The sequence below is a fragment of the Pseudomonas sp. genome, assembly GCF_049653025.1.
GTDB lineage: Bacteria > Pseudomonadota > Gammaproteobacteria > Pseudomonadales > Pseudomonadaceae > Aquipseudomonas.
In genome coordinates this window covers 90,606-117,301 of sequence record NZ_JBASFM010000004.1, presented here as the reverse complement: position 1 = coordinate 117,301, position 26,696 = coordinate 90,606, and the positions used below count along the sequence as shown (strand labels likewise).

The 26,696-nt window shown below is 62.3% G+C and carries 20 protein-coding genes, 1 tRNA gene, 1 pseudogene and 2 riboswitches; of the genes and pseudogenes, 16 read left to right on the top strand and 6 right to left on the bottom strand.

Annotated elements, in window-relative coordinates; all coding sequences use genetic code 11:
- Together WBK23_RS01905 and WBK23_RS01900 are read left to right on the top strand one after the other, a co-directional pair.
- Window positions 1–3,065, top strand: a 3,065-nt coding sequence (locus WBK23_RS01905) for a cadherin-like domain-containing protein (RefSeq protein ID WP_424482300.1), incomplete at its 5' end; no start/stop codon positions are given.
- Between the two features lie 72 nt (window positions 3,066–3,137).
- A complete protein-coding gene (locus WBK23_RS01900) occupies window positions 3,138–3,476 on the top strand; it encodes a tryptophan synthase subunit beta (RefSeq protein WP_424482299.1) in 339 nt (112 codons plus the stop codon).
- Window positions 3,477–3,549: 73 nt separating this feature from the next.
- Here the strand turns inward: WBK23_RS01900 and lapD are convergent, their stop codons facing one another.
- Entirely contained in the window at window positions 3,550–5,484 is a 1,935-nt protein-coding gene (lapD, locus tag WBK23_RS01895) for a cyclic di-GMP receptor LapD (RefSeq protein WP_424482298.1), read from the bottom strand.
- A 396-nt stretch (window positions 5,485–5,880) separates the two neighbouring features.
- Here lapD and WBK23_RS01890 point away from each other — a divergent pair, with 396 nt between their 5' ends.
- Complete coding sequence (locus WBK23_RS01890; protein WP_424482297.1) at window positions 5,881–6,519, top strand: ion channel; 639 nt, start codon at window positions 5,881–5,883, stop codon at window positions 6,517–6,519.
- 9 nt (window positions 6,520–6,528) lie between these two features.
- Here the strand turns inward: WBK23_RS01890 and WBK23_RS01885 are convergent, their stop codons facing one another.
- The gene (locus tag WBK23_RS01885) at window positions 6,529–6,795 is read right to left on the bottom strand and encodes a DUF1145 domain-containing protein (RefSeq protein WP_424482296.1); all 267 of its coding nucleotides are present in this window, start codon (window positions 6,793–6,795) and stop codon (window positions 6,529–6,531) included.
- Between the two features lie 180 nt (window positions 6,796–6,975).
- Complete coding sequence (locus WBK23_RS01880; RefSeq protein ID WP_424482295.1) at window positions 6,976–8,763, bottom strand: alkyl/aryl-sulfatase; 1,788 nt, start codon at window positions 8,761–8,763, stop codon at window positions 6,976–6,978.
- Between the two features lie 97 nt (window positions 8,764–8,860).
- On the opposite strand from WBK23_RS01880, the gene WBK23_RS01875 reads away from it, so the two are divergent.
- Window positions 8,861–9,778, top strand: a complete 918-nt coding sequence (locus WBK23_RS01875; protein ID WP_424482294.1) for a LysR family transcriptional regulator — start codon at window positions 8,861–8,863, stop codon at window positions 9,776–9,778.
- Window positions 9,779–9,801: 23 nt separating this feature from the next.
- Here the strand turns inward: WBK23_RS01875 and WBK23_RS01870 are convergent, their stop codons facing one another.
- Entirely contained in the window at window positions 9,802–10,230 is a 429-nt protein-coding gene (locus tag WBK23_RS01870) for a hypothetical protein (RefSeq protein ID WP_424482293.1), read from the bottom strand.
- Between the two features lie 253 nt (window positions 10,231–10,483).
- Window positions 10,484–10,606, top strand: a riboswitch (guanidine-I (ykkC/yxkD leader).
- Window positions 10,607–10,660: 54 nt separating this feature from the next.
- On the opposite strand from WBK23_RS01870, the gene WBK23_RS01865 reads away from it, so the two are divergent.
- The 12 genes from WBK23_RS01865 to WBK23_RS01810 all read left to right on the top strand — a co-directional run bounded on the left by WBK23_RS01865 (window position 10,661) and on the right by WBK23_RS01810 (window position 24,083).
- Window positions 10,661–11,737, top strand: a complete 1,077-nt coding sequence (locus tag WBK23_RS01865; RefSeq protein ID WP_424482292.1) for a putative urea ABC transporter substrate-binding protein — start codon at window positions 10,661–10,663, stop codon at window positions 11,735–11,737.
- A gap of 184 nt (window positions 11,738–11,921) precedes the next feature.
- A riboswitch (guanidine-I (ykkC/yxkD leader) is annotated at window positions 11,922–12,031 on the top strand.
- Window positions 12,032–12,097: 66 nt separating this feature from the next.
- Window positions 12,098–13,165 (top strand): putative urea ABC transporter substrate-binding protein, encoded by a 1,068-nt coding sequence (locus WBK23_RS01860; protein WP_424482291.1) that lies wholly within the window; start codon window positions 12,098–12,100, stop codon window positions 13,163–13,165.
- A gap of 99 nt (window positions 13,166–13,264) precedes the next feature.
- Window positions 13,265–14,080 (top strand): ABC transporter permease, encoded by an 816-nt coding sequence (locus WBK23_RS01855; protein WP_424482290.1) that lies wholly within the window; start codon window positions 13,265–13,267, stop codon window positions 14,078–14,080.
- A complete protein-coding gene (locus tag WBK23_RS01850) occupies window positions 14,077–14,871 on the top strand; it encodes an ABC transporter ATP-binding protein (RefSeq protein ID WP_424482289.1) in 795 nt (264 codons plus the stop codon). Before WBK23_RS01855 ends, WBK23_RS01850 begins: the two co-directional genes overlap by 4 nt.
- Window positions 14,872–14,881: 10 nt before the next feature.
- Window positions 14,882–15,610, top strand: coding sequence for an urea amidolyase associated protein UAAP1 (locus WBK23_RS01845; protein ID WP_424482288.1), 729 nt, complete (start codon window positions 14,882–14,884; stop codon window positions 15,608–15,610).
- Between the two features lie 11 nt (window positions 15,611–15,621).
- Window positions 15,622–16,257, top strand: a complete 636-nt coding sequence (locus tag WBK23_RS01840; RefSeq protein ID WP_424482287.1) for an urea amidolyase associated protein UAAP2 — start codon at window positions 15,622–15,624, stop codon at window positions 16,255–16,257.
- Window positions 16,258–16,465: 208 nt separating this feature from the next.
- Window positions 16,466–20,065, top strand: a complete 3,600-nt coding sequence (gene uca, locus WBK23_RS01835) for an urea carboxylase (protein ID WP_424482286.1) — start codon at window positions 16,466–16,468, stop codon at window positions 20,063–20,065.
- A 219-nt stretch (window positions 20,066–20,284) separates the two neighbouring features.
- Complete coding sequence (locus tag WBK23_RS01830; protein WP_424482285.1) at window positions 20,285–21,757, top strand: sensor domain-containing diguanylate cyclase; 1,473 nt, start codon at window positions 20,285–20,287, stop codon at window positions 21,755–21,757.
- Window positions 21,754–21,960, top strand: a complete 207-nt coding sequence (locus tag WBK23_RS01825; RefSeq protein ID WP_424482284.1) for a cysteine-rich CWC family protein — start codon at window positions 21,754–21,756, stop codon at window positions 21,958–21,960. Before WBK23_RS01830 ends, WBK23_RS01825 begins: the two co-directional genes overlap by 4 nt.
- Window positions 21,961–21,962: 2 nt before the next feature.
- Complete coding sequence (locus WBK23_RS01820; RefSeq protein WP_424482283.1) at window positions 21,963–22,655, top strand: pseudouridine synthase; 693 nt, start codon at window positions 21,963–21,965, stop codon at window positions 22,653–22,655.
- A gap of 373 nt (window positions 22,656–23,028) precedes the next feature.
- Window positions 23,029–23,913 carry an alpha/beta fold hydrolase gene (locus WBK23_RS01815; protein ID WP_424482282.1) on the top strand — a complete coding sequence of 295 codons (885 nt, stop codon included), beginning with the start codon at window positions 23,029–23,031 and terminating at the stop codon, window positions 23,911–23,913.
- 96 nt (window positions 23,914–24,009) lie between these two features.
- Window positions 24,010–24,083 (top strand) — tRNA-Gly (locus WBK23_RS01810).
- A gap of 59 nt (window positions 24,084–24,142) precedes the next feature.
- Here WBK23_RS01810 and WBK23_RS01805 read toward each other — a convergent pair.
- The gene (locus WBK23_RS01805; RefSeq protein WP_424482281.1) at window positions 24,143–25,144 is read right to left on the bottom strand and encodes a phage integrase; all 1,002 of its coding nucleotides are present in this window, start codon (window positions 25,142–25,144) and stop codon (window positions 24,143–24,145) included.
- Window positions 25,144–26,416: pseudogene (locus WBK23_RS01800) on the bottom strand (hypothetical protein). Before WBK23_RS01800 ends, WBK23_RS01805 begins: the two are co-directional and overlap by 1 nt.
- Window positions 26,417–26,696 lie beyond the last annotated feature (280 nt).

The following is a 26,696-nucleotide window of genomic DNA, read 5'->3' as shown; positions in this document are numbered from 1 at the left end:
ATGGCGTGACCTTTACTGTCGCCCGTCCGGCCGATGGCCAGACCGTCAGCGCCACCGCCACCGTCACCGACCAGGCCAACAACACCTCGGCGGCCGGCAGCGACAGCGCCGTGGTCGGCGACACCATTGCCCCAACAGTGGTGATCAGTGCATCCGACAGCAACCTGTCGGTGGGCGAAGTCACCACCCTGACCTTCACCTTCAGCGAACCGGTAGCCGGCTTTACTGCAGGTGACATCAACGCCGTTGGCGGCAACATCAGCAACCTGACGCAGTCGGTTGGCAATCCTAATGTCTGGACTGCCTCCTTCACCCAGACTGGCACCAATTCACCGCTCGTCACTTTGGCAGCCGGCAGCTATACCGATCTGGCCGGCAATGCGGGCAGCGCGGGCAGCCTGGACCTGAACAGCACCCCAATCGCTACCAACGACAGCTACCTGCTCTCTGGCTTGGTCGGCCAATACTTTGGCTACAGCGAGGGTACCAACGGGGCCAACCTGACCAATCTCAGCCAGGTCGAGACATTTATCGCGGGCCGCACGCCAACCGCGACCTTCACCGCGACCAACGTGAACTATGGCGCGATTGGCAACGGTGGCTTGGGCAACGGCTCCAACCTGCAGAATTTCCTGGGCAGCACAGATGCGGCAACCCTGTCGAATGATCCAGGCAACACCTCGGACGCAATTGTCAAACTGAGTGGCCTGGTCAATCTGGCGGCCGGCAACTACCAGTTTCGCGTGACCGCAGACGATGGTTTCAGCATTCGCATCAACGGCCAGACCGTTGCCGAATACAACGGCAACCAAGGTCCGACCGCCAGGGAGTCGCTGGTATTCACCGTGCCCGCAGGCGGCGCCCAGCAAATCGAAATCGTTTACTGGGACCAGGACGGCAATGCCCAGCTGAGCGTTGAATTGCGCCCTGAGGGTGGGGCTTACAGCTTCCTCGGCGGCAGCTCGCTGCAGCATGAGAACCCGGCACTGGTGGTCAATGAAGATCAACCGCTGACCATCAGCCCTGCCACCCTGCTGGGCAACGACAATGATCGCGATGGCGATGCGCTGACCATTATCAGTGTCCAGGGTGCCACCCATGGCAGCGTGGCACTGGTAGGCGGCAATGTGGTGTTCACCCCCAACGCCAACTACAACGGCCCCGCCACCTTCACCTACACCGTCAGCGACGGTCAGGGCGGCACCGCGTCGGCCACGGTCACCATCGGCGTCAAGCCGGTTAACGATGCGCCGACTGCAGCCGCTGACAGCGTCACCACCAATGAAGACACCCCGGTCATCCTTAACGTGCTGGCCAATGACGTCGATGTGGACGGCAATAGTCTGAGCATCACCAGTGCCACAGCCAGCAACGGCACCGTAGTGATCAACGCGGACAACACCCTGAGCTTTACCCCCGCCAGCAACTTCAGCGGTACGGCGCAGATCCAGTACAGCATCAGCGATGGCAAGGGCGGCAGCGCCAGCGCGCAAGCCACTGTCACAGTGACGCCGCAGGCCGATGCTCCACTGTTGTCACCGATTGCGAATATTTTCGTGGTCAACCCAGGGGCGACTGTTATCTCCACGGGCAGCACGGATACGCCTATCAATACCGCTGCCATGGATGCAGGCCGCGGCATTTCGCAAGCCGAGCTGGAAGCCGAACTGGGCCTGGCCTCGGGCTTCCTGGATAACCGCTTCAACCCGACCGGACCTAACGTTGTTGACGACGGTAACGTCAATGTACTCGACGGCAAGACCACCCAGTCCGACTACAGCATGACCACGGGCACCACGGTCAACTGGAGCTATGCCTTCACCAATGGTGAGAACGACTCGGGTGAAGTACGGGACGGCTACAACGACCTGGTTGTACTGATCGTGACTGGCCCCACCGGTACCCGTGAAACCTTCCTGGTCGACTCTTCGGAATCCAAGTTCCCGAGCCTCACCAGCAACGGCAACTTCAGCTATACCGCCACCCAGACTGGCAACTACAGTTTCAGCTGGCTGGTACTCAACGGCCGAGATGACGCAAAAGACTCGTCACTGTCCCTGTCCAAAGCCAGCTTTAGCCAGAGTGGCAATGCCACGCTGTATGGGGCACCGATAGAACTCTCGTTGTTCGTCCAGCTGGCTGACAGGGATGGTTCCGAATCGCTGAGCCTGCAGCTTTCCGGCCTGCCTAGCGGCGCACGCTTGAGCGCCGGAACCGACAATGGCAACGGCAGCTGGACCCTGAGCAACGCCGATCTGAACAATCTGTACCTGCTGCCGCGAGCGGGTTATACCGGTACCTTGAACCTGACTCTGTCCGGCACGGCTACTGAAACCACCAATGGCCACACGACCAGCAGTTCACAGTCGTTCAGCATCACCATCAGCGACACCACCGATACGCTAACCAGCGGTAGCGCCAGTAATGAAACCCTTACCGGTACAAGTGGCAACGATCTGATCCGTGGTTATAACGGCAATGACACCCTCAACGGCGGCGATGGCAACGACCTGATCTACGGCGGTGCCGGTAATGACACGCTCAACGGCGGTATCGGCAACGACCACCTCTACGGCGGCGTTGACAACGACACCTTGAATGGTGATGCCGGCAATGACTACCTCAATGGCGAGGTCGGCAACGACATCCTCAATGGCGGTGACGGTGATGACATCCTGCGCGGCGGCCTGGGTAACGACACACTCACCAGCGGTGCAGGCAGAGACCAACTCGTCTGGCAGCGCGGCGATGTAGGTAATGATGTGGTCAGAGACTTCAACCTCAGCGGCAGTTCGCGGGACACCATCGATCTGCACGACCTGCTGCGAGGCGAGAATGACGGCAATATTCTCAATTACCTGCGCGTAGATGTCGCCACGTCCACCCTGCAGATCAGCACGACCGGGGGGCTCAATGCCACCGGCAGCAATGCCGAGATGACCATCAAGCTCGAGAATGGCAGCGGTGGTAACGTCAATATCAACCCTGACAATCTGAGTCAGGCCAATCTGGTCAACTCGCTGATCGCCGGGGCGGACCCAATGATCAAAGTCGACCACACCTGATCAAGCCAACCCCGCTACCATAAGGTGGCGGGGTTGTTTATTCAGGGCGGCCAACAAGGCAAGGAGCGGTCGATGTTGTATGTAAAGCGGGATGCCTGGGGCAATCTGCAACAGGTTGAGGCAGCGCCGTTCGCCGGCATGGATGGCGAATTGGCGGCGGACAGCCAGGAGGCGCAAGCCTGGTACGCCAATCAGACGGTCGAAAGCAGCCTGCTGCAACTCAAGCAGAGCGACCTGGACATGATCCGGGTGCTGGAAGACTTGATCACCGTGCTGATTCGCAACGGCGTGGTGCGCATCACCGACCTGCCGGAAGCGGCGCAGAGCAAACTGGTCGGCCGTAGCAAGGCGCGTGATGCGCTGGGTGGTTTGCACCGGTTGATCAACGACGACGAATCAAAACTCATCTAACCCCGTTGCACCGCCGGCTTGGCGCGAAGTGGCCTGTACGGCGAGTTGCATTCGCCACACAGGCTGCTGACACCTAGCGCCAAGGCCCCGGCTCGCCGAACAGGCGACCCTGTACGCCTTCGATACCCATGGCACGCAGCACCTGCCACTCCCCTTCGGTTTCCACCCGCTCGGCGATCAGCGGCAAGTCGATGCTGTTGGCTGCGCGCTGCATGGCTTCGATAAACAGGCGCTTGTCGTTCTCCTGATCGATGGCGCGGATATAGCTGCCATCGACCTTGAGGTAGTTCAGGCCCAGTTTGGCCAGGTTGCCGATCATGCTGAAACGCCCGCCGAAGTGCTGCAGCCCCAGGCCGAACCCGAGCCCGCGCAGGCGCTGAGTCAGGCTTTCCAGCGCGGCCTGATCGGGTAACTGATCCTCGTCCAGCTCCAGGGTCAAGTGCGCGCCAAGATGGCGGGATTGCTGCAGCACCCTATACAACTGAGCCAGCGCCGCCGGCTCGCGCAAGGCGCTACCAGACAGGCTGAGCGCCAGCGCCGCCGGGTGTTTTTCCAGTTGCGCGAGCACCAGGTCCAGCATCACTCGATCGAGCCGAGCCGACCAACCAAAGCGCTCCAGCCAAGGCAGAAAACGCCCTGCTGGAATCAACGCGCCCTGCTCATCAAGCAAGCGTGCCAGCACCTTGTGGTGCAGCACCCGCTCGGGCTCGCCAGCGGCCACCACCGGCTGGAAGAACAGTTGGAAGCGTTGCTGCTGCAGCGCCTGATCGAGCAGCTGGTACCAGCTCTGCCGCTCATCCAGCAACTGCGCATGTTCCGCCGGCTGGCTGAACGCCCAGCAAGGTTGTGCCTGACTGGCAGCCTGCACCAGCGCGGCGTCCACGGCGCGATAAAGCTCTTCGGCTTCATCAGCTGGGGCAAAGGCGCTGAGGCCGATATGCGCCACCGGTTGGCAATCACTGGCTCCGGTCTGTTGCAGGCTGAGCAAGGCCAATTCCAGGCGCTCGGCCAGCTGCTGCGCTTCGCCACGCTCAAGGCCTGGGGCCAGCAGCGCAAACTCACCGCCGCGGTTACGCGCCAGAACAAAGCGCCCCTGGCTGAGTTGCTGCAGCTGCTCGGCGATGCTGACCAGCAACTGATCGGTACGCTGACCACCCAGGCGCTGGTTGAGGCCGGCCAGGTCATTGACTCGCAGCAGCAGGATAAAACCGCTGCATGCCTGCTCCTCGACACTCAGGCGAGCATGCAACTGCAGATCGAAATAGCGGCGATTGGCCAGACCGGTCAGGCTGTCCTGATAGGCTTCGGCACGCAGCACCTCGCTGCGCGCCGCCTCCTCGGCGAACAGCGCCTTGAGCTTGCCGACCATCTGGTTCATCGCGTTTACCACCCGGCGAAACTCGGGGGTTTTCGGCAGTTCCGGCAGGCTGAGAAACTCGCGCCGGGCAATCGCATTGGATTGCTCGACCATATAGTCCAGCGGGCGCAGTTGGCGCTTGAGCAGCAACACGCCCAGGCCGATGCAGAGCATGCCGCTGAGGGCCAACCAGAGCAGATTACCCAGGGTACTCTGCCAGAGTTTGCCGACAGCAAACAGTGGATGGCTGATCACCTGCACCTGCGCGGCCTGACGCCAACCGTCACTGACAATGGCATCGCCGCGCGCCGGTTCCAGATCCACCAACCGAGCGAACCACTCGGGGGCCGCGCTCGTCACCGGCACGCCGCTGCGCTCGACCAGCAGTTCCCCACTGGCCGGGTCGAGTACGCGAATGCTTTCGAAGTAGCCACTGTCGAAGATCGAGCTGACCATCAGCTCGATCATCGCCATATCCTTCACATGCGGGCTGAGCGACAGACCCAGGGCGGTGGCCGCATCCTGTGCGTGGGAACGCAGCTGGTTGACCTGCTGTTCACGCGAGCTCTCCACGCTGACCAGAAAGCTGCCGGTGAAATTCACCAGCATCAGCGCGCAGATGGCTATAAACAGCTGCTTGAATAACGACATCAACCACTCCTATCGGGTTGGCTTCGATGGAAGCCTACTGCTCGAATCTGTTCCAACAAACGTGGCCCAGGCCTCAGTTGCTGGCTATCGACCACTGCTTCGCCAACCCTGGCAGTTGCATATTCCGTGTTATCGCGGCCACTAATCTCGGCACAGGCGTGCACTCAAACACGCAGGCGCATCCGCCTTGCGCCCAGCGCACTGCCAGCAAAGGTGCAGAGCAGAGCCTGCCAAGCCAAAAATGTAAGTATCCGGCAGAGAAAATCGGCGCGCAGGCCGCTAACGGCGGGCGTAATGGTGAGGGTCACGGGGGCAAAATACAATCAAGGATGCGCCACGCTGGACACCGCCAAGCCGGCATGTTCAGACTGCCGAACCTCGGTCGGAGAATCCCACGTGCTCAACAGTTTCCTGCTGCACTACCGCTTGCGTTTGTTGTTCTTCGCCAGCGTGCTGCTGACCTGCGTGATGGGTTGGCCAAAGCTTGGTTTATGGCCGGAATGGACAGCTTTGCTGCTGTTGGTGCTGGCCGGCATCAATACCCTGCGCCACAAGCGGCTGGTGATGAGCATGCTGCTGATACTGGGGCTGACCAACCTGCTGCTGTTGGCCCTGGAGAAACTGGTCAACCTGCCCGCGCCGCTGAGCGACGGCCTGGGCCTGATGGTGTTCTACCTGGCGATGGTGGCTTCACTGTTCCACCGGGTAATCCACGAACGCCCGGTGACTGGCGAGTTGATCTACGGCCTGCTGGCCCTTTACCTGCAACTGGCGATGGCCTTTGCCATGGCCTATCAAGTGGTCAACGGCTTTGTCCCCGACGCCTTCTGGAATGCCCGCGGTGTATTGCACCTGCATGATTTCGTCTATTACAGCCTGGTCACGCTGACGACCGTGGGCTACGGCGACATCCACGCCCTGGCCCCGGCCGCGCGCCTGCTGGCGGGTGCCGAAGCCGTGGCCGGGGTGATGTTTATCGCCATTGCGGTCGCCCGCAGCCTGATGCTGATGAGCGACCGCGACGAGGATGTCTAGCCGCGATCTCTAGCGGCTGTGCGGCTCAGGTCTGGGCAGGCCGCGCAGGTGCAGAAAGCCGAACAGCACCACCTGCGCGCGTTCCAGCCAGGGTTGCGGACGGGCATGCAGGCGCGCCTGAAACAGCAGCATTTCCCCCACATGCGCCAGCAGCAGCAGGCCAGCCGCCCAGTTGAGCCAGCCGTGCAGCGGCGCGGCAAAGGGGTAGATCAGGTTGAGCACGGCCACCAGCCAGAACATGGCCAGGGCCCCCTTGGCAAACGCGAGTAGATACATGGTTGCTTCCCATTGGTTGACGACCCGCGCAGTGTGCCAAGTTGACCTGAGCGGCCGGCCGCACTTTCGGCTGGAAAATCCGTTCCCAGAACCGGCTTTACGATCTCGCAAACGCGGGCCAGACCAGGCGCTACGCAGTAACAGCTCATGACTGGCCCGCAACCGATCGTAAACAGGTTATCAACGCACCGTCAGGGCGATCGGCGCATCCTCGAAATCGAAGCAGCCGAGGAAGGTCTTGATATCAAGCAGATCGCCGTCCACCTGCACATCGCCCAGTAGCGCGCCCTTGAGCAGGCCGTTCTCGCCGCTGATCACGGTGTCCAGGTAGGTTTTGTCGAAGGTCAACTTGAGCGTGGTGCCCGCAGGGATACCCTTGTGCAACTCGACCACCCCGCGGCGAATCTCCAGTGCCCATTGCTCGTTGATATCGGGGAAGCTGAAACCCAGGGTCAGCTCGACATCATTGGCCTTGTCCGGGTCAACCCGAGTGATCCAGTTCTGTAGGAAGATCCGCGCCGGCAGATTCTTCAGCATGTCCGCCGAGAGAAAGGCGTCGCGCGCGCCCTTGCCCAGCTTGAGCGCCGCGGCCTCGTCGAGCGTGCCCTCCAGCTCCATGGCGGAGGTCAGGTACCAGTTGCGCCAGTTGATGTTCATGCTGGCATAACCCAGCTTACGGAAGCTGCGCGCCTTGATATCGCGGGCCAGCTTGTCGTCGTTGTCCACGCTGATGGCGTAGCTGGCTAGCTCGGCGGCCCATTGGTAATCGCCCTTGAGATAGGCCTCACCAGCGCTCAGCAACAGCTTGTCGTGGCCGCCCATCAACTCGATCAGGCGCTTGGCTTTTTCCTTAGGCGGGATCGGGTCGAGCGCCACCGGATCGCCCTGGAACCAGCCCAGGTAGCCCTGGTAAATCTGCCGCACGCTGTGTTTAACCGTGCCGTAGTACTCGCGCAGGTAGGGGGTGTAGCCGGCCAGGTGCGGCGGCAGTTTGACCTTCTCCACCAGTTCATCCGGGGTCAGGCCCTTGTTCATCCAGCGCACGGTCTGGTCGTGGATATAGGCGATGCCGTCGCGGGTCATGCGCAGCACTTCTTCAACCTTCTGCGCCCCGGATACCGGCCGACCATGCAGCGGCACCATATGCTCGGCCTGGAAGGCACGCAACTTGTCCAGGCTGTTGACCCACAGCACCGGGTCGCGGAACTTGGTGCCGCGCAGGGTGTGGATATTCGGCAGGGTCGGCCCCTGATCCACCTCGGCGCTGATCAGCACGCGATTGCCGGGCAGATACAGGACGATCTCGTCCGGTGCCTCGCTGGGCGCGTGGAGGAACTGCACCGGCAAGCCGGCGATGGTGGTGTCGAGCTTGTCCTTGAAGGTGATGGTCGGCGCAATAAAGGTGGAAGCCTCGACCTTCGCGAGCGGGCCGATACCACCGTTCATGCCCTCGGTATCGCTCGCCGGCAGGGCGGCACCGAAGGTGTAGCCCGAACGCAGGCCGAGAATCGGGCCGACCAGGGCACCCTGGGTCACCACATTCTCCTGCAGGGTTTCCTGGGCGTAGATCTGCACCTCGCCGCTCTTCACCTGCTCCTCACTGACGAAGGCCTTCACGCCATTGATATGGTCCGGGTGAAAGTGGGTATAAACCACCGCCTTGACCGGTTTGTCGGTGATCTTGCGAAACTCCGCCATGATCTTGCGCGACTCGCTGACCGACTCTCCGGTGTCGACGATGATCAGCCCCTCGGGTGCCTCGATCATCACCACGTTGCCGAGTTGCCAGCCGACCGCCGAATAGACGTTGTCCGCCACCTTGTAGACATTCTGCGCAAAGTGCTTGGTGTGCTCGGCCAGTTCCGGGTTGATCGAAGGGCTGATCTGTTCTTCGGGCAAGGCTGCATGGCTGGCCAAAGGCAATGCCAGGCTCAACAGCACAGCGGCAGTTCGGTTGAGTAAAAACATGCGACGACACTCATTGTTGTTAGCAGTGTTGGCAGATTGGCCAATCAGCACCAATAATTCCAATGCATTCCAAAACCAATAGCGATGCACAGCCCGCATGAATGACCTTCGCCAACTCCGCCACTTCGTCGCCCTCGCCGAACACGGCCACTTCGCCCGTGCCGCCGCAGCCGTGCACCTTAGCCAGCCGGCCTTGAGCCGCAGTATCCAGGCGCTGGAAAGCAGCCTCGACTGCCGCCTGCTGGATCGCCACAGCCGTGGCATCAGCCTGACCACCCACGGCCAGCTGGTGCTCGAGCATGCTCAACGCCTGCTGGCCGGCAGCCGCGCGCTGAAAAACGCCGTCAGCCAGCTGGGCAATCTGGAAGCCGGCGAACTGCGCCTCGGCTCAGGCCCCTACCCGGCCGCACGCCTGGTGCCCCACGCACTCGGGCGCTTGGCGCAGCGCTACCCACGGGTGCGGGTGAGCCTGAGCATTGCCAACTGGCAGGAATTACGCGAAAGCCTGCTGGACGACCAGCTTGAACTGTTTGTCGCCGACAGCCGCGAGCTGCTCGACGACCCGCTGCTGTGCATCGAGCCGCTGCCTGCGCACCACGGCGTGCTGTTCTGCCGCCCGGGCCATCCACTGCTGCAACAACGCAGCCTGCAAATGGGCGACCTGCTCGACTACCCGCTGGCCGGCACCCAGCTGCCGCAAGCGGTTGAGCTAAACCTGCGCATGCTCAGTGGCCGCGAGCAGCCGCTGAGCATTCAATGCGACAACTTTATGCTGCTCAAGGCCCTGGTCGCCGAGAGCGATGTGCTGAGCATGGCCCCCTGGGATGTGGTGGCCGAGGATATCCAGGCCGGCCGCCTGGCCTGTTTGCCGCTGCAAGCCGGCGCAATCAGCGAGCATTCGGCCTATGGTCTGGTCAGTCGCGCCGGGCATAGCCTGTCACCCGCGGCGCAGGCCATGCGCAGCGAGATACTCGCCGATGCGCATAGCTTTAAATACCCGGCAGCCCCCGGCTAGTCGTTAGACGCTGTTTCCGATTATCAGCGCTGACGCTCCCAACCACGGCGGTCACCCCTATCCCCACGCTGCTCCTGCGAGTGACGCCGCTCATTACGCTCATTGCCACGTCGATAGCTCTGTTCACCGCGCTGCTGCCAGCCCGCATATGGCTGCACCACGCGGTAATCATGGCGCTGCTGGTATTTGTGCGTCTGGTAATAACGTGGCTGCGGAGCCGGTGCGTAGTGGCGCGGCGGGTAGCGATGGTCGTCATAACGGCGGCCGTCATAGCGATAGACCTTATGCCGCTGATACTGCGGCACGACATAAACCGGGTAACGCTGCGTCTGGTAATAGCTACCCGAATACTGCCGGTCATAGCCGCGATGGCCATAACCACCACCACCGTAAACCGCGCAACCGCTTAACGACAAAACCAACAACGCCACCAGCAGGGATGTGTATGACATGGCGGCCTCCTTCGACCGCGGGTGCGGCATCGACCGCTGTCGACGCCAGGGATCGCTCCCACTGCATATGACCTGCGTTTGAACATCCCGTGCGCAGGCGCTCAGAGCCAGATTCAATGACAAATTGTTTCAGCCTCGCACCCGAGCCATCACCGATTCTTTGCTGCCAGCGCAACCTGGCACAGTCCTCGCTTAAGGTTGCGAGCATCAGGGAAAGGCGTACGGCAGCAACTCGCTTGCAGCCAGACAATTTGCAATAGCCGACTAGGGTTCCGACCCGCTGAACACACTCAGCGGGTGGCTGGTCCGAGAGTCGGCGACCTCAAGCAGTGGCTACGGCCATGGGGTTACACGGCGGGACAAAAGCCCGGGAGAACGCACAGCGCTGCTGTCCGCTTTCCTGTTTCCGCTGACTGACCCGAGGTTACCCATGCCCCTACGCACCCTGTTTCTGCGCCTGACCCAAGCCTGCCTGCTCGCCGTCGCGTTGCTGCAACCGGCCCAGGCCGCCAACCAGCCACCGACCTTTAAACTCTGCTGGTCGATCTTTGCCGGCTGGATGCCCTGGGGCTACGCCGCCCAGGAAGGCATCGTGGAGAAGTGGGCGGACAAATACGGCATCCGCATCGAAGTGGCCGAAGTCCCGGATTACGTGGCCTCCATCGAGCAATACAGCGCCAGCGAGTTCGATGCCTGCTCGATGACCAATATGGATGCGCTGACCATTCCGGCCGCCGCCGGCGTGGATTCCACCGCACTGATCATCGGCGACTTCTCCAACGGTGCCGACGCCATCCTGCTGCGCGGCAGCGGCCTGACCCTGCAAGACCTCAAGGGCAAGACCGTGCTGCTGGTGGAGAACTCGGTGTCGCACTACCTGCTTAGTCGCGCCCTGGAATGGGCCCTGCTCAAGCCCGAGGACGTAAAAATCCAGCATGTCTCCGACCTGCAGATCGCCGAAGCTTTCCTCAGCGGCCAGGGCGATGCGGTGATCACCTGGAACCCGATTCTGGCCAAGATCAAGCAGCAGACCAAAGTCAGTCAGGTGTTCAGCTCCAACCTGATTCCCGGCGAGATCGTCGACCTCACCGTGGTCAACAGCAAGACCCTGGCCGCGCACCCGGAGCTGGGCAAGGCGCTGACCGGTGCCTGGTTCGAAACCCAGCGCCTGATGGGCATGCCCACTGACGCCGGGCGCGCCGCACGGGCCAAGATGGCCAGCGCCGCCGGCACCACGGCCGAAGATTTCAGCCTGCAACTCGACACCCTGCGCTCCTTCTATTCGCCGCGCTACGCCCTGGCCTTTGCCCGCGCCAACAAGATGCCGGAGCTGATGCAACGGGTCGCCCAGTTCGCCGACCGGCAGAAACTGCTGGGCAACGACGGCAACGGCCTTGACAAACTGGGTATCGAGTTCAGCGGCGAACGCAACCTGGGTAACCCGAACAACGTGCTACTGCGTTTCAACACCAGCTATATGCAGATGGCCGCCGACCACAAACTCTAAGCCGCCCCGCAATGCAGCACGCCGGGGCGACAACGCACCGCCACGGCGCACGCAAATGCAGGATGCCGGCAGCGCCACAGCAGAAACCCGCCGGTTAGCGCGATGACGCTAGCTGGCACGATGTTCGCAATGTTCACCCCATGCAGGAGCAACCCGCCTCGGCGGGAACGCGGCACCACAATTTGCAATGGCTGACTAGGGTTCCGGCGCAGCGATCAACCGATCGCGGCGTGACTGGTCCGAGAGTTGGCGACCTCCTTCGAGGTTACACGGCGGGATAAAAGCCCGGGAGAACGCGCCCCATCCGTGGGGAACCGCCGCGCACTCCTGCCCGCACTTTCTCGAACTGGAGGTTCCACCATGCGTAAACCCCGTCTGTGCTCAGTTCTCGCTGCCGGCCTGTTCGCCGCGGTCAGCTTCAATAGCCATGCTGCGGCTAAAACCGACTTCAGCGTCTGCTGGACCATCTACGCCGGCTGGATGCCCTGGGAGTATGGCGAGGCCGAAGGCATCGTCGACAAGTGGGCGGAAAAGTACGGCATCAACATCGATGTGGTGCAGATCAATGACTACGTCGAGTCGATCAACCAGTACAGCGCGGGCGGCTTTGACGGCTGCACCATGACCAACATGGACGCCCTGACCATTCCCGCCGCCGGTGGCGTCGATTCCACCGCGCTGATCATCGGCGACTTCTCCAACGGCAACGACGGTGTGGTGCTCAAGGGCGAGAAGAAGACCCTCGGCGATCTCAAGGGCCAGAACGTCAACCTGGTCGAGCTATCGGTATCGCACTACCTGCTGGCCCGCGGCCTGGAAAAGGCCAACCTCAGTGAAAAAGACCTGACCGTGGTCAACACCTCCGACGCCGACCTGGTCGCGGCCTTCGCCACCGACGACGTCACCGCCGTGACCACTTGGAACCCGCTGCTGGCCGAAATCGAAGCCACCCCTGGCGTGACCAAGGTGTTCGACTCCAGCCAGATCCCTGGTGAAATCATCGACCTGATGGTGGTCAACAGCGACACCCTGAAAGACAACCCCGCCCTGGGCAAAGCCCTGACCGGTGCCTGGTACGAAATCATGGCGACCATGAGCGCCGACTCGGCCGCTGGCAAGGCTGCCCGCGAGCATATGGCCAAGGCCTCCGGCACCGACCTGGCCGGCTACGAAGCGCAACTGGCCGCGACCAAGATGTTCTATTCGGCCAAGGACGCCGTGGCCTTCGCCAACAGCCCGAAACTGCCGGCGACCATGAACAAGGTGGCCGAGTTCTCCTTCAGCCACGGCCTGCTCGGTGAAGGCGCAAAAAGTGCCGAGGCCATCGGCATGGGCTTCGCCAAAGGCATCACCACCGGCGATACGGGCAACCTCAAGCTGCGCTTCGATCCTTCGTACATGCAGATGGCGGCCGACGGCACGCTCTGATCGCTCCGTAGGGTGGATGACGCTCTTTTCATCCACCGTGAACCCGGTGGGGTGGTGGATGGGTAAAGCGCCATCCACCCTACGCACGACGAGATACCTATGCGCCTGATCAACCGACACCCGGACCGCGGCGGTCGCCTGCTGCTGATCCTGTTGCCCTTCGCCCTGTTGCTGTTTGCCTACTTTATGGGCTCGGCGGCGCGGCTGACGGACAACCCCAACGACAAGCTGCTGCCCAGCGCCAGCCAGATGGCCGATGCCATCGACCGCCTGGCCTTTACCGAGGACAAGCGCAGCGGCAAGTACCTGTTCTGGCAGGACAGCGCCGCCAGCCTGGCCCGCCTGGGCATGGGCATCGGCATCGCCGCCCTGGTCGGCCTGTGCCTGGGGATAGCCGCTGGCATCCTGCCGCTGTTTCGCGCGCCGCTGTCGCCGTTGCTGACCGTGCTGTCGATGGTGCCGCCGCTGGCGATCCTGCCGATCCTGTTTATCGTTTTCGGCCTAGGCGAATTATCCAAAGTGATGCTGATCGTCATCGGCATTACCCCCGTATTAGCCCGCGACCTGGAACAGCGCGCCCGCGAAATCCCCCAGGAAATCCTGATCAAGGCGCAGACCCTCGGGGCCAGCACCTGGACCCTGATTCTGCGCGTGGTGCTGCCGCAACTGCTGCCGCGCCTGCTGATCGCCCTGCGCCTGGTGCTCGGCTCGGCCTGGCTGTTCCTGATCGCCGCCGAAGCCATCGCTGCCACCGATGGCCTGGGTTATCGGATCTTCCTGGTGCGGCGCTATATGGCGATGGACGTGATCCTGCCGTACGTGGTGTGGATCACCCTGCTCGCCTGGCTGATGGACCTGGGCCTGCGGCAGACCACCCGCCTGATCTTCCCCTGGTATGAAGGAGCGAAAGCATGAGCGCCTTTATCGAGGTGAAGAATGTCTGGCAGGAGTATGCCGACCAAGTCGTGCTTGAGCGTTTGAACCTGAGCATCAACGAAGGCGAGTTCTGCACGCTGGTCGGTGCCTCCGGTTGCGGCAAGTCGACCTTCCTGCGCCTGCTGCTGGGCCAGGAGCGCGCCAGCCGTGGCGAGATTCTGCTGGCGGGCCAGCCACTGGCCGGCGAGCCGGATAGCAGCCGCGGCGTGGTGTTCCAGCGTTACTCGGTGTTCCCGCACCTCTCCGTGCTGGACAACGTCGCCATCGGCCTGGAACTGCCGCGCTCGCCCCTGCTCGGTCGCCTGTTCGGCAGCGCCAAGCGCGACGCCCGCGCCCAGGCCGAAGTGATCCTGAAGAAAGTCGGCCTCGGCCACGCCCTGGACAAATACCCCAGCCAGCTTTCCGGCGGCATGCAACAGCGTCTGGCCATCGCCCAGGCGCTGATCATGAAGCCGCGCGTGCTGCTGCTCGACGAACCCTTCGGCGCGCTCGACCCCGGCATCCGCAAGGACATGCACGCCCTGCTGCTGGAGCTGTGGCGCGAAACCCGCCTGACCGTATTTATGGTCACCCATGACCTGAGTGAAGGCTTCAGCCTCGGCACCCGCCTACTGGTGTTCGACAAGACTCGCATCGACCCGCACGCACCAAACGCCTTCGGCGCGCGCATCACCTACGACATCCCCCTGAACAGCGACCGCCGCGCCACCCGCGCCGCCGTCGAGGCGCTGCCGGCGCATGTCACCGGCCAGCCGCAACCGGCCCTGTAAGGAGCACACCATGACTGCTGCACTCACCCTGCGCCCCAGCCTGTACGAAGAACTCGTACCCGGCGGCGGCCACACCTCCTTCGTCCTCAAGCGCGGCCAGCTGCTGCGCATCACCGATATCGAAGGCGACGCCAACGTCAGCCTGCTGCTGCTCTCTGCCGCCGAGAAAAGCGAGCGCCTCAACCTGCCGGACACCCTCAAGTGCCAGCACACCGCCAAGCTCACCGCCGGCCACTGCCTGTACTCGGACATGGGCCGCGTACTGGCCGCCATCACCGCCGACACCTGCGGCTGGCACGACAGCTTCGGCGGCGTGCTCTCTGCATCCGAAGTCGCCGAGAAATACGGTGCCGGTCGCTACCAGGAACTGCGCAATGGCTTCTTCCGCAACGGAGTGGACAACCTGCTGGTGGAAATGGGCAAGTGGAACCTGAACCTGCAGGACCTGCTGATGACGCTCAACCTGTTCAGCAAGGTCAGCGTCGATGGCGACGGCTGCTTCCACTTCGAGCCGGGCAACTCCAAGGCCGGCGACTACATCGAGCTGTACGCGCCGATGGACTGCCTGGTGGTGCTCACCGCCCTGCAGCACCCGCTGGACCCCAACCCGCAGTACGCACCCAAGCCGGTGCAACTGAGCTGGAGCCGCGTCGAGAGCGACGGCATCAGCGTGCTTTGCCGCACCTCGCGCCCGGAAAACGGCCGCGGCTTCCATAACACCGAACGTCTGTATATCTGAGGCCGGCCAGCATGACTCTTACCCATAGCGACAAGCACCCCGAAGCCGCCGTCTACCGCCACGAGATCCCGGCCGGCGAGCCGTTTCTCTGTGAAGTCAAAGCCGGGCAGACCCTGCGCCTGCTCGATCTGGAAGGCAACCAGGCGGTCGACACGCTGTTCTTCTCGGCCCGAAACCCGCGCGAGCGCTACGACCCGCAACGCACCCTGCGCAAGCAGAACAGCGTGTACCTGACTACCGGCACGGTTCTCTATTCCAATCTGGGTAACCCGCTGCTGACCATCAGCGCCGACACCTGCGGCCGCCACGACACCCTCGGCGGTGCCTGCGCCCAGGAGAGCAACACGGTCAGATACGCCCTGGATAAGCGCTATATGCACAGCTGCCGCGACAACTTCCTGCGCGCCAGCCTGCACGACGGCCGCCTGGAGAAGCGCGACATCGGCGCCAACATCAACTTCTTTATGAACGTGCCGGTCACCCCGGAAGGCGGCCTGACCTTCGCGGACGGCATCTCCGCGCCGGGCAAGTACGTCGAGCTGGTCGCGCATATGGACGTCATCGTGCTGATCTCCAACTGCCCGCAGCTGAACAACCCGTGCAACGGCTGGAACCCGACGCCCGCCGAGGTGCTGGTATGGAACTGACCAGGCTACAAGCGCTGCGGCGCTGGCTGTATCAGCTGTGCCAAAGCCGCTCGGGCCAGTGCCTGGAGCACAAGGATCAACCGTAGGATGGGTTAGCCGAAGGCGTAACCCATCCTACAAAGCCGCATAACGACGAATTTCAGCCGTGGACGACCGCGGTGCAGACGACTAAAGACGGGACGGCCCGCCACTGCATGGGGCAACCTCCATGTTCAATAAACTCCTGATCGCCAACCGCGGTGCCATTGCCTGCCGCATCCTGCGCACCCTGCGTCAGCTCGACGTCAAAGGCGTAGCCGTCTACTCCGAGGCCGACGCCGCCAGCCTGCATATCCAGCAGGCCGATGAAGCCTTCAGCCTCGGCGAAGGCCCGGCCGCCGGCACCTACCTGGTGGTCGACAAGATCCTCGCCGTGGCCAAGCAGACCGGCGCGAAAGCCATCCACCCCGGCTACGGCTTCCTCTCCGAGAACGCCGCGTTCGCCGAAGCCTGCGAGGCCGCCGGCATCGCCTTTGTCGGCCCGACGCCCGAGCAGTTGCGCGTGTTCGGCCTGAAGCACACCGCCCGCGCGCTGGCCAAGCAGCACGGTGTACCGATGCTGGAAGGCACCGAGCTACTGGAAAACCTCGACGCCGCGCTGGTTGCAGCAGATCAAGTGGGCTATCCGCTGATGCTGAAAAGCACCGCCGGTGGCGGCGGCATCGGCATGCGCGTGTGCAACAGCGCCAGTGAGCTGAGCGACGCCTTCGACGCGGTCAAGCGCCTCGGGCAGAACAACTTCAGCGACAGCGGCGTATTTATCGAGAAGTACATCCAGCGTGCCCGCCACCTGGAAGTGCAAGTGTTCGGCGACGGTCAGGGCGACGTGCTGGCCCTCGGCGTGCGCGACTGCTCGGTGCAGCGGCGTAACCAGAAGGTGCTGGAAGAAACCCCAGCACCCAACCTGCCGGCCGGCATGGCCGACGAGCTGTGCACGGCGGCGATCAAGCTGGCCAAGGCGGTCAGCTACCGCAGTGCCGGCACCGTGGAATTTGTCTACGACAGCGCGGCCGAGCGTTTCTACTTTTTAGAGGTGAACACCCGCCTGCAGGTCGAGCACGGCGTCACCGAACAGGTGTGGGGCGTCGACCTGGTGCGCTGGATGATCGAACTGGCGGCCGGTGACCTGGCCCCACTAAGCGAGCTGGCGAAAGGCCTGAAACCCAGCGGCCACGCCATCCAGGCACGCCTGTACGCCGAAGATCCGGGCCGCGACTTCCAGCCGAGCCCCGGCCTGCTCACCGCCGTGGACTTCCCCAAGGCCGATGGCAAAGCGCTGCGTATCGACACCTGGGTCGAAGCCGGCTGCGAGATTCCACCCTATTTCGACCCGATGATCGCCAAGGTCATCACCTGGCAGCCGACCCGTGATGCGGCCAGTGCCGCGCTGAGCCAGGCCCTGGCCGATACCCTGCTGTACGGCGTAGAAACCAACAGCCAGTACCTACGGCAGATCCTGGTCGACGCACCGTTCGCCGAAGGCAATCCCTGGACCCGCTGCCTGGAAGGCCTGACCTACCAGGCCAACACCTTCGAAGTGCTCTCTGCCGGCACCCAGACCACGGTGCAGGACTTCCCCGGTCGCCTCGGCTACTGGGCCGTCGGCGTGCCGCCTTCCGGGCCGATGGACGACCGCGCGCTGCGACTGGGCAACCGTCTGCTCGGTAACGAACCAGAGGCCGCCGGCCTGGAAATCACCATGAGCGGCCCGCTGCTGCGCTTCAACACCGATGCGGTGGTGGCGGTGACCGGCGCCGAAATCCCCGTCACTCTGGACGGCGTGGTTCAACCGATAAACACCGCGCTGCTGATCAAGGCTGGTAGCACGCTGAGCCTCGGCACCATCGCCGGTAGCGGCGCACGTTCCTATCTGACCCTGCGCGGCGGCCTGCAGGTACCGGAATATCTGGGCAGCAAAAGCACCTTCACCCTCGGCCAGTTTGGCGGCCACGGTGGCCGTGCCCTGCGTGCCGGCGATGTGCTGCATATCCCCGCCCTGAGCGATGTGGACAACGGCGCACAACTGCCCAGCGAACTGTGCAGCGCCCTGCCCGCCGTACGCGAAATCCGCGTGATCTATGGCCCCCATGGCGCGCCGGAATACTTCACCCCGGCCTATATCGAGACATTCTTCGCCACCGACTGGGAAGTGCACTTCAACTCCAGCCGCACCGGCGTACGCCTGATCGGACCGAAACCGGAATGGGTACGCGACAGCGGCGGCGAAGCCGGCCTGCACCCATCGAATATCCACGACAACCCCTACGCCATCGGCGCGGTGGACTTTACCGGCGATATGCCGGTGATCCTCGGCCCGGACGGCCCGAGCCTCGGCGGCTTTGTCTGTCCGGTAACCATTATCGAGGCCGACCTGTGGCAGCTCGGCCAGCTCAAGGCCGGCGACAAACTGCGCTTCGTGCCGGTGAATATCGAAACCGCGCGCACCCTGGCCAAGGCGCGTAAAGAGGAAACCCGCGGACTGGCTCCAGTCGCCGTCAACTGGCAGCCGATTCCATTGGAGCCGCCGGTGATCCTCGACATCGGCAGCCAGGACAAGCGCCTGGTCGCCCGTCTCTCCGGCGACACCCACCTGCTGCTGGAAATCGGCCAGGCCGAGCTGGACCTGGTGCTGCGCTTCCGCGGCCACGCGCTGATGCAGGCGCTGGAAGCGAAGGACCTCAACGGTGTGATTGATCTCACGCCCGGCATCCGCTCGCTGCAGGTGCACTACCAGCCGGAAACCCTGTCGCTGGCCAACCTGCTGGCAGTGGTGATCGGCGAGTGGGACGCGGTGTGCAACGCCCAGGACCTCAAGGTGCCGTCGCGCATCGTCCATCTGCCGCTGTCCTGGGACGACCCGGCCTGCCAGTTGGCGATCGACAAGTACATGACCACCGTGCGCAAGGACGCGCCCTGGTGCCCGAGCAACCTGGAATTTATCCGCCGCATCAACGACCTGCCCAATCTCGACGAGGTGTACCGCACTGTGTTCGACGCCAGCTACCTGGTGATGGGTCTGGGCGACGTCTACCTCGGCGCGCCGGTGGCCACGCCGCTGGACCCGCGCCACCGCCTGGTCACCACCAAGTACAACCCGGCGCGCACCTGGACCGCCGAGAACTCAGTGGGCATCGGCGGTGCCTATATGTGCGTGTACGGCATGGAAGGCCCCGGCGGCTACCAGTTCGTCGGCCGCACCCTGCAGATGTGGAACCGCTACCGTGAAGTCGCCGCCTTCGACGGCAAGCCCTGGCTGCTGCGCTTCTTCGACCAGATCCGCTTCTACCCGGTGGGGGCCGAGGAGCTATTGCAGATCCGTCGCGACTTCCCGCTCGGTCGTTATGAACTGCGCATCGAAGACAGCGAACTGGCCCTGGCCGATTACCAGGACTTCCTCACCGAGGAAGCCGAGGGCATCGACGCTTTCCGCAGCCAGCAACGCGCCGCCTTCGACGCCGAACGCCAGCGCTGGATCGCTTCCGGCCAGGCCCATTACGAGAGCGAGGAAGTAGTTGCCGAACTGGGCGACGACGCGCCGCTTTCGGCCGGCCAGCACAGCATCGACAGCCATATCGCCGGCAACCTCTGGCAGGTGCAGGTCGAGGCAGGCAGCACGGTGAAAGCCGGTGACGTACTGGTGATTCTCGAGTCGATGAAGATGGAAATCCCCCTCACCGCCCCGCGCGACGGCGTGGTGCGCGAGGTCCGCGTGCAACCGGGCTCGCCGGTGCGTGCCGGCCAGCGCGTGGTGGTGCTGGAAGAAGCCTAACCCCTCGAACAGCACTCGTGGGATGGGCTTTAGCCGCGATATTTTCAGCTCAACGAAGGCCGATCGCGGCTCAAGCCCTTCTCCCACAGCATTGAGCGACTCTTTTTATGCAGCCGCCATAGCCCTGTGGCGGCCAATCCAGCGGCAGGCATGGATTGGCCAGCACGCCAGGCGGCCGGGCGCTACAATGCGGCCATTATTCAGCCAGCAGAGCCGTGCATGCCGCAGCCATTTTCCCCGCCCCGCCAGTGGTCCCTGATTGCGCTGCTGCTGGTGCTGCTTGGCTGCGGTTTTCTCGCCACGTCCCTGGCCAGCTACTACACCGCTCTCGAATCAATCCGCTCCGGGATTATCAACACCGAACTGCCGCTGACCTCAGACAACGTCTATTCGGAGATCCAGAAAGACCTGGTACGGCCCATCCTGATTTCCTCGATGATGTCGCGCGACACCTATATGCGCGACTGGGTGCTGGGCGGCGAGCAGGATGTCGAGCAGATCACCCGCTACCTGCGCGAGGTGCAGGAGCACTACGGCACCGTCACCAGCTTCTTTGTTTCCGATAAAAGCACCACCTACTACCAGGCCAAGGGCGTGCTTAAGCAGGTCAACCCGAGCGAGCCACGCGACTCCTGGTATTTTCGCGTGCGCGATATGCAGGCCCCCTACGAGATCAGTGTCGACGCCGACATGGCCAATCAGGACCGCCTGACCGTGTTTATCAACTACAAGGTGTTCGACTACGAAAAGCGCTTTATCGGCGCGACCGGTGTCGGCCTGACCGTGGATGCGGTGGTCAAACTGATCGACACCTACCAAGAGCGCTACAACCGCAGCGTGTTCTTCGTCGACACCGACGGCCGCCTGGTGCTGACCGGTGCCAGCGGCGGCCCGCTCGGGGCAAAAGTCGGCCAGTCGCTGAGCGAGCTGCCCGGCCTCGAAGAGCTGATGGCCAAGCTGCCGCACCCGCAGAGCGGCGACTTCGAATACCAGGAGCATGGCCGCGAGCACTTTCTCAATGTGCGCTTTATCCCCGAGCTGAACTGGTACCTGTTCGTCGACAAGCACGAGAACGGCGCGCTGGCCGGCATCCGCAAGTCGCTGTACGTGAACCTGCTGATCTGCCTGCTGGTCACCGTGATCGTTATCAGCCTGGTCAGCGTGGCCCTGCGCCGCTATCAGCAGCGCATCACCGCCCTGGCCACCACCGATCTGCTGACCGAGCTGCCTAACCGCCGTGGCTTCAACCTGCTGGCCAACCAGGCCGTGCAGGAAGCCCGGCGCGGCCATAGCCCGCTGTGCGCGCTGCTGCTCGACCTGGACAACTTCAAGCAGCTCAATGACAGCCAGGGCCACCTGGCCGGCGACGAAGTGCTGCGCGGCTTTGCCGCCAACCTGCAAAGCGCGGTGCGCCAGGCCGATATCATCTGCCGCTGGGGCGGTGAGGAATTTATTCTGCTGCTCAAGGACACCCCCATCGAGCAAGCCCGCGAACTGGGCGAAAAAATCCGCCAACAGACCGAGCAAAGCAGCTTCAGCTACAACGGCGGCGAGCTGCGCATCACCACCAGTATTGGCCTGACTCAGCTGCAGCCGGATGAAGTGCTCGACCAACTGATCGCCCGCGCCGACCGCGCGCTGTACCGCGCCAAACAGAGCGGCCGCAACCGCCTGTGTGAAGAAACCGCATGAGTGATGACGCGACCCACTGCCCCTGCTGCGGCCAGCTTAACCAGTGCGCCCAGGCCGCCGCAGAAGCCCCGGTGAGCGACTGCTGGTGTTTTAGCGTGCCCGTCGATGCCGAGCAGCTGGCCAAGCTGCCGCCCGAGCAGCGCAACCGCAGCTGCCTGTGCCCACGCTGCGCGCAAGGCTTGCCTGAGCCGTCTGCCGACTAGCCATGCGCCTCGATCGTTTTCTCAGCAACCTGCCCCAGCTCAATCGCCAGGCCGCCCGCCAACTGTTGGCCAGCGGCCGCGTACGGGCGGATGGCGCGGTGATCTGCGATGGTCTGTATGAAGTCAGCCAGTTCAGCCGCATTGAGCTTGATAACGAGCTGCTGCAAGCCGGCAAAGCCGCGCGCTATTTTATGCTGCACAAGCCCATCGGTGTCGTCAGCGCCACCGAGCATGAGCAACACCGCACGGTGCTCGACCTGCTCGATGAGCCGGATAAAGCCGAGCTGCACCTGGCCGGCCGCCTGGACCTGAATACCAGCGGCCTGCTGCTGATCACCAACGACGGCCAATGGTCACGCCGCCTGACCGAACCGCGCAGCCGCCTGGGCAAGGTTTACCGCGTCGAGACTGAACAACCAATCACCCCTGAGTACATCGAGGTGTTCGCCCGAGGTCTGTACTTCGCCTACGAGGACCTCACCACCCTGCCCGCCGAACTGGTCATTGTGGATAGCCACAGCGCCCTGCTGATCCTGCACGAAGGCCGCTACCATCAGGTCAAGCGCATGTTTGGTCACTTCCAGAACAAGGTCATCGGCCTGCATCGGCTGAGCATGGGCGCCATCCAGCTCGACCCACTGCTCGACCCCGGTCAATACCGCGCGTTGACCCCGGCTGAGATGGCCAGCTGCTGATCCGTTGCCATGCGTAAACAACCGAAGAAAAGCCTAATTAAGGCTTGTCAGCAGCGCAGCCGGCTGCTTAAATCCAACCACAAGGTCTTAACGTGACTTAACAGTCACAAAAGCCATCTAAAGCGTTCTCTCGGTTGTCTGCGCTCTGCGCGAATGGGTTCCTGCCTGGTTACACGACATCGTTCCACGCCTGCCAAAAGGCCGTGGCCGATGCTCTATTTCAGCCCTAACTGATTGAAAATAAATAACTTATAAAATCCTCCAGCCTGACATCTTGCTGTCACGTCCAGGCGCTTTCCTGACTGTCCTACTTAGCCCGGTTCAACGGCACCGCCGTTTTGCCATGCCCATTTTTGCGCCAGGAGGAAACGACATGAAGCCAGCCATCGCTGTCGTCGATATTCACAGGACGTTCAAGGTACACACGGAGTTCTACGCCAATCCCAGCGCACGCAAGACCATCATCCTGATCAACGGCTCGCTGGCCACCACCGCCGCCTTTGCGCAAACCCTCAAGTACCTGCTGCCACAGTTCAATGTGGTGCTCTACGACCAGCCCTACGCCGGCCAGTCCAAGCCGCACAACAGCCACACCCGGCCGATCAGCAAGGAAGATGAAGCGACCATCCTGCTGGAGCTGATCGAACAGTTTCAGGTCGACTACCTGCTGTCGTTCTCCTGGGGTGGCGTCGCCGCCATGCTGGCCCTGGCGCAGCGCCCGGCGAGCATCGAAAAGGCGGTGATCACCTCCTTCTCACCGGTGCTCAACGAGCCGATGCTCGACTACCTGGAAAAAGGCATGGTCTGCCTGCATGCCATCGATGGCGAACGTGTCGGCCAACTGGTCAACAGCACCATCGGCAAATACCTGCCCTCGCTGTTCAAGCGCTACAACCAGCGCCATATCAGCAGCCTCGACAGCCACGAATACTTGCAGATGCACGCGCATATCGACCAGGTGGTGCACATGGACAACCACTGCCAGATGGAATGCCTGGCCGCCATCGATATCCCGCTGCTGTTCGTCAACGGCGAGCACGACGAATACACCTCGGCGCAGGATGTGCGCCTGTTTGCCGAGTACCTGAGCGACTGCCAGTTCGTCACCATCAACAACGCCGGGCACTTTCTCGACATGGAGCACAAAGGTGCATGGCAGCAAAGCCAGGCCGCCCTACTGAGCTTCCTGCAAGCCCCGGCGCGCAACAGCTCCAGCTATCGTCCGCAGCACGACCTGCACCATGCGATTGCCGTATGAAGCAGCGCCGCCACCCCAAGCCTGCAGCGCATTGCCACAGATAGCCGTGCTGCAGGCTTCATTTCGGCCAAGACTTCCGGTATAAAGGCACCCGCTGCGGGCGTCGTATAGTGGTAATACCCTAGCTTCCCAAGCTAGAGCTGTGGGTTCGATTCCCATCGCCCGCTCCAAATCGCAGTTTTTAAAGCCCTGATTTCTAACAAGATTTCGGGGCTTTTTGCTTTCCGACCTAGGTCGGTGTCGAAAAAGTGTCGAAGATGGGATTTCGACGCAAAGCGTCCTGCAGGTGATCCGGGGCCAAGTGCGCATAGCGCATGGTCATCGTGACGGACGCATGGCCAAGCACCTTCTGCAGGGTCAGGATGTTCCCGCCAGTGATGACAAAGTGACTGGCAAACGTGTGGCGAAGCACATGCGTAGCCTGACCTCTTGGTAGCTTGATCGACGTGGAGTCCAGGACACGGCTGAAATGCCGGATACAGTTCGGGAACGGGCCATGGGCCTTGAAGTAGTCCAGCAACGTCCTTTCAAGGTCTGGATGAATCGGGATGCTACGAGTCCGACGCGACTTGGTATTGGCGAAGGTCACAGCCCCGCTTTTCACCCTCTCAGGCACAAGCCCCGGAGCCTCCCCCCAACGCGCATCGGTAGCGAGACAGACGCGAGCGATCAGCGCCAAGTGTTCGCAGTTCGGGTAAGTGTCGAATGTCTGCAGCAGCTCGGTTACCTGGGCATGAGAAAGGAACGACAGCGGGCGTTCCTGCAGGCGCAGCGGGCGAACCTTGGCCAACGGGTTCGGATAGTCGATATCGCCCAGGCGGTGCAGCTCATTGAACAGCGACTTGAGGTAGCCGAGTCGGTTGTTCAGCGTCTTGCCGTGGATGCCGTCTGCAAGGTGCAGGCCACGGAGTTTGCAGAACTGATCAGCTGTGAACTTGACCGCTACAGGGTCGCCCAGCTCGCGCACCAGCTTTTCCAGTACCTGTTTAAGCCTCACCGAATCAGCCAGGGTGTGACCGTGCAGATCGTAGTAACGCTGGGCCAGTTCGGAAAGTTTGCGGCGATCCTTTGGCTTGGGTGCCCAATCTGGCGTTTCAATCACCTTGGCCCTGTAGGTTGCTTCAAAGCGTGATGCTTCGGCCTTGGTCTTGAATGTCTTACGGAAGCGCTTGCCCTTGATCGGCTCTACATCGACTTTCCAGCGGTCATCAGCCAGTTGCTCAATAGCCATCAGACCGCCCTGCCCCATCTGACGTTGCGCTCTTCCAGGATGCCTTTGATGTGCTTATACAGTCCGTCTTCATCCATGCCCTTGGCGGCATAGTGATCACGGATTACCGGCCAGCAGTCCCAATCCTTGAGGGTGTGAAATGCTCGTCTAGCGCCCACTCGCTCCCGTGCCAGCAGGCTTACGAAGTTTCCCAGGAAGAGTTCCACGTTCTTGCCGGAGAAGCCCCGCGAGGTCTTGTAGTAGCGTTTGTATTGCGTGTCATCCAGCAGCGAATCCACCGGCAGATCCACCCGCACGTCATCGCGCATCAGCGTCCAAATCGGGGCGAAGTAGCCCGGTCGGGAGAGGAACTTGAACTGGCGCAGCCCATAGCGCCACAGGCCTTCCAGATGGCCGGAAAATGCGGCAAACGATTGTGTGTCGATAGCCTTACCGGTGTTCACGTCCAGGGAGCCGCTGGCGAATTGCTGGATGATCGAGTGGTGATAGCGCAGCTCTACACGCCATACGGGTTGATCGGGGTTGTAGTTCTCCGGGTCTGCAGCATCGAAGCTGTCACGACGACGCCAGACGTTTTCCCAGTAGTCGAGCTTGTCCGCGGCCTTGGCCTGCTCGGTTTTGTTGTAGATACACAGCTGCACACCACTGGCCGAACCGAACATGGACGTTTCCCCGCGCCCGTAGGTGCTGGATTTGGTTGCCCAGTTGATTTCATTGATGCCGGTAATGTCGCGTTGCGTGCGGGCCTTGCAGTGCATGCGGGCCACCAGATCGGCGGGAGGCGTCCAGCCCTGCAGGTCTAACGGCACACTGGTTAATCTCCACATGGGTCAGCACCTGGGAGGCATAGAAATCTAACCGGGCCTGCAGGCGCTCAGGCGACAGGCTGTCGATGGCATGGGGCGACACTTCGATTTTCAGGTGCGGCCCGATGTTCTCCAGCTTGGCGTTGAAGTTCTTCACCAGCAGGATGAAGCCCAGGTCTGCATTCTGCAGCTTGTACTGATACCCGGAGTCACGCCCTACCCGGCCCGAATGCCAACGCTGGCCCGCAAAGTCGACCAAGGTGCCCGGGTTTTCAAACAACGCCATGACCTCAGGGCGGATCAGCCCTTTGTACAACTGGCGCACGGTATCGACGCCACAGCGCAGCAGGCGAACGCCTGACAGGTCGGTGAACGTGACGTTGCCAGGGTCAACAAACAGACGCCCGTGTTTGTCATCCTCTGCAGTCAGAAGATTCAAGCGCTGATGATCTTTTACCATTGTCATTTCTTCACCTAATGCCAGTTATTGCGGAAGTTCTAAAGTCGTTATCTGACGTGTTACAGGGACGTCACCGGGCGGCGGCCCGGTGCGCTACGCTGGCGATCCGCCGCCGGTGACGTCCCAGGCACAGCCGGCTCTTCCCCTACCAATGACTCATGCACCTGACCACTCTGGGTGGTAGGCGTTATGGCGTTGCTCCAGGGCACCGCGAGGACAAGCAGCAGGAGTAATCCGAGCAGGACTGGGCGGAGATCGGGGGCGCGCGGCGGTCGGTGCAGGCGGG